The following is a 3671-nucleotide window of genomic DNA, read 5'->3' as shown; positions in this document are numbered from 1 at the left end:
GAAAAGGCCCGTCTTGCCAAGGAAATCGGCAAGCTGGAACAGGACATCGCCAAGATCGATGCCAAACTGTCGAACAAGAACTTCGTCGACAAGGCGCCGGAAGAGGTGATCGAAGAACAGCGCGACCGCCGGGCGGAAGCCGACACGGTGCGGGCCAAGCTGGCGGATGCGCTGACGCGCTTGGGGTGAGAGGGGGGCGGTTTGCCCCCGTTGTGGCGTTGAGGGTTTGAGGTGAGGAAAGCGGCGTCCCGGCGGGGCGCCGCTTTTTTTGTGGGGACAAAACAACTTACTGAAGCAATATATCTCCCACGTGTGTTCAGTGATAATGGCTACAAATTGGCCCGCCGTGAGCGGCAGCCCCGAACACTCTCTTCCTCCAGTTGGAGGGCATCAAATCAAAGGCAAACGGCCAAAATCCAACAGCGTCGCCAAGTGCCTGCAACGCACCCAGCTCAACTAGCATCTCCACGTTGAGGACTGCCGGGCTTGGTCCAGTATGTTCAAGAAATGCAGTTCATGCTTGACCAACATCTGATCGTCTATGATACCAAAAATGGATGGTATGTTGGGGTTTACTCCTTTCAGGTCTTCCTTGACGGCATCCCTAAACGGCGTGATGACCTCCCCGAAACCAGCCACTTGATAAACCCACTTGAGTGGGTTCTGTAAGGAAATTGCCGTATCTGCACAGGCGGTGATGAGTTTATCAACCATAAACGAATGTTGATAAGATTAATTGCAATCATTAAGGTGATGTGTCAATTTGTTCGCTCATAGCGTGAAATTAGGAACTTTATTCATGCCGACATACACTAAGGCGGAGCGCATCATAATGCGAACGCATCCAGAGTTTAACGAGAAGTGGGTCCAAGGGCTTATATCAAATGATCCTTCAATCCTAGGATTGGGGGATTTGGTTTTTAGGCACAGCGAACGCGTACAGCCAAGGGCTGGTCGTCTTGATCTACTGCTTCAGGACCCAGATACAAAGCGACGGTATGAGGTCGAGTTGCAATTGGGTGCAACCGATGAGGCGCATATAATCCGCACTATTGAATACTGGGACATTGAGCGTAAGCGGTATCCACAGTACGATCATTGTGCCGTCATCATTGCGGAAGACATCACTAGTCGCTTCTTGAATGTAGTTTCTTTGTTCAATGGTGCCATTCCGTTGATCGCAATCCAGATGCAGGCATTGAAGGTGGGCGACCATGTCACGCTGGCATTTTCAACTGTTGTAGATGAACTGAGTCGCGGACTGGTTGATGAAGATGAGGATGCAGAAGCGGCTCCAACGGACCGCGCATATTGGGAAGTAAAAGCAAGCAAAATGACTGTTGCGGTTGCAGATCAGATTTTGGCTTTGGTTAAAACCATAAACCCAACACTTGAACTAAAGTATAATAAATTTTATATTGGCATTTCTGAAGATGGGAGGGTTAATAATTTTATATCCGTTAAACCAAGGAAAAACTTCACACTTCTACAGGTCAATATCCCGCATTCGGAAGCAATTCAGAATATGATCGATGCGTCAGGCCTTGAGACACAAGAGTATGATGCCAGGTGGTCTCTCTTCCGTATTCGCTTGGCAAAGGATGACACGAAGAAACACAGTGAACTTATCACTGAACTTGCCAAAAAGGCCTATACATATCGAAATGGATGATCGGTAGCTAAGTCGCTGCGTTGTGGGCGTTTGACCTTCGTGTCTATATGCTCGATGCCCTCAAGTTGGAGGAACATCTGTAAGGGTGCTGGTCCTTGCACCATAGAGCTATCAACGATGCCGCTAAACACCACTTTTCGGGGGCGTGCCTATCTTGTCTGCGATCAAGATGAGGCACCCCCTCACCGCCCACCATACATCAGCCCCCAAATCCCCGCCAGCCGCGCCTCGTCGCTGCCCGGCGGCAGGGCGGCTAAGGTCTGCGCCACCGCCTGGGCCTGTCCGGCGCGGTATTGCAGGACGCCCAGGCGGACGACGGTGGGGTTGATCAGTTTGCCGGTCAGTGCCTGTTGCAGCAGGGGGATGGCTTGGTTCAGGTCGCCCAGCGGAGCATAAACCATGCCAAGCTTGGCCAGCGCGTTGGCATCCTTGGCCCTCCAGCACCTGGCGGTGGCGCTCGGCCAGCCCCACCTTCTGGGCGGCCAACTGCTGGGCGGCGTCATCGCGCAGGCGCTGCTGGCGTTCCAATGCGGGGTCGGTGCCCAGCAGACAGAAGTGGCAGATTTGACTTTGGTGCGTGTGGCCTTCCAATGGGAGAAACAGAGCATCTGGGTGCTGTTCATAACGACACCCGATCCAGAGCACGGCCCTGCAAGTGTCCCGGTGCTATCCAAACCAAAAAGGCGGCACCCGACAGGATGCCGCCCTTTATCGTCACTTTTACGCCCCCTGCCAGACTTACAGCAGCGGCGCGTTCAGCTGCTTGAACAAATCACTCCACCTTGCAGGCCTGCTGCTCGTAGAGGAACCCTTCATTATCCAGCGAAATCTTCATCTTGCAGGTGGCGTTGGCCTGTGCGGGGCGGATGGGACCCAGGCAGACGGCCCCGTCGGGCGTGAAGCCTTCCAGATACCAGATATGGCCGACATAGCTGTCGAAGGCAGCCGTCTGCTTGGGCTGCAGGGTCGTGTAATGCGTCAGCACACCGTCAAAATCCGCCCACAGCACATTGATCTGACTGCTTGTCGTGTTTTGCAGGCTGAGCCCAGCCTTGGTCCGCGATTGCGGGGACGGCTGCTGTTGGTTATCGCACTGCTGGGCACTGGCCGTGGATGCGGCAAGAACTGACATTGCTATGGCGCAGGCAACGACGAATCCACGCATGCTGAAGCTCCCTGTGGTTGATCTGTTATGTCCGTGCCGGTCACAGTTCTTTTGACCACCGGGACACCGGCGGCACACACAGCACGGCTAAGTGGACGTTCAAAGTGGCAAGACAGAGACCGGGCGGGCGCTGCCGCACCTCACCCGCCCATGCCGACCTTTTTGACCTGGCCCCGGACGCTGGCACCGGTATTGGGGTCCTGGCAGGAACACCCCGTCCCCAACCCCGACGGTGCCGAACAGATCAGGGTGTAGGTGGCAGCCGGCGCGGCACAATGGGCCCCGACCTCAAACGCATCGGCATCAATGCCTTCCGCCGGACCGAAATCAGCGGCGGCACCATCATCGGGTTTACAGGCCAGAAACGTGACACCGGCGCTGTTCGTGACCTGCGAACATTGCGACGCGCTGCCGGTTTCTTGTGCGGAAACAGAAGAAGCAAAAAGACCGAACGCCAGGACCGCAAAAAAAGACATTCTCGACATGAAGAGTGCTTTCTCGACCGTGGTTTATACTTGAATTATTTACCATGATTTTATGTGGAAATCAACATGAGCTCAGGCTCAGATCATCGCCACCCGCCGGCGTCTCCGACCGACGGGTGGACCAACAGGGGCTGGCCTTGGACCCTCCGGTGCTGTTGATCGCGCTGGATCGCTTCGGATGGCCCTTAGGTACCAGCGCTTACTTATCCCCCAACGCCTTGATCAACTCGCCCATATTCTTCACGAACGCCGCGGTGGAGATGCCCTCCACCGGGTAATCGGCATTATAGGGCGAGGTGTCGTACAGGTCGCCGACGCGGGTTGCCCGGTATTCGCCGCCCGTGGGCGT

The 3671-nt window shown here is 55.2% G+C and carries 5 protein-coding genes; 2 read left to right on the top strand and 3 right to left on the bottom strand.

The window, feature by feature from the left end; all coding sequences use genetic code 11:
- The coding region (locus Q0072_RS10500) for a hypothetical protein (RefSeq protein WP_298329515.1) at positions 1-189 on the top strand (189 nt) is incomplete at its 5' end.
- A gap of 610 nt (positions 190-799) precedes the next feature.
- The gene (locus Q0072_RS10495; protein WP_298329513.1) at positions 800-1672 is read left to right on the top strand and encodes a hypothetical protein; all 873 of its coding nucleotides are present in this window, start codon (positions 800-802) and stop codon (positions 1670-1672) included.
- A 182-nt stretch (positions 1673-1854) separates the two neighbouring features.
- Here Q0072_RS10495 and Q0072_RS10490 read toward each other — a convergent pair whose 3' ends face one another.
- The 3 genes from Q0072_RS10490 to Q0072_RS10480 form a co-directional block, all read right to left on the bottom strand.
- The gene (locus tag Q0072_RS10490) at positions 1855-2073 is read right to left on the bottom strand and encodes a hypothetical protein (RefSeq protein ID WP_298329510.1); all 219 of its coding nucleotides are present in this window, start codon (positions 2071-2073) and stop codon (positions 1855-1857) included.
- A 371-nt stretch (positions 2074-2444) separates the two neighbouring features.
- The gene (locus tag Q0072_RS10485; protein ID WP_298329508.1) at positions 2445-2837 is read right to left on the bottom strand and encodes a hypothetical protein; all 393 of its coding nucleotides are present in this window, start codon (positions 2835-2837) and stop codon (positions 2445-2447) included.
- A 140-nt stretch (positions 2838-2977) separates the two neighbouring features.
- Entirely contained in the window at positions 2978-3322 is a 345-nt protein-coding gene (locus Q0072_RS10480; protein ID WP_298329506.1) for a hypothetical protein, read from the bottom strand.
- Positions 3323-3671: the final 349 nt, after the last annotated feature.

It is taken from the genome of Asticcacaulis sp., from assembly GCF_027484505.1.
GTDB lineage: Bacteria > Pseudomonadota > Alphaproteobacteria > Caulobacterales > Caulobacteraceae > Asticcacaulis.
Note: the sequence above shows the minus strand (reverse complement) of the source record. Positions and strands in the feature narration are given on the sequence as shown.

Coding starts and splice junctions, on each gene's coding strand:
- Q0072_RS10495 (WP_298329513.1), top strand. CDS start 800: ATGCCGACATACACTAAGGCGGAGCGCATCATAATGCGAACGCATCCA.
- Q0072_RS10480 (WP_298329506.1), bottom strand. CDS start 3,322: ATGTCGAGAATGTCTTTTTTTGCGGTCCTGGCGTTCGGTCTTTTTGCT.
- Q0072_RS10490 (WP_298329510.1), bottom strand. CDS start 2,073: ATGGTTTATGCTCCGCTGGGCGACCTGAACCAAGCCATCCCCCTGCTG.
- Q0072_RS10485 (WP_298329508.1), bottom strand. CDS start 2,837: ATGCGTGGATTCGTCGTTGCCTGCGCCATAGCAATGTCAGTTCTTGCC.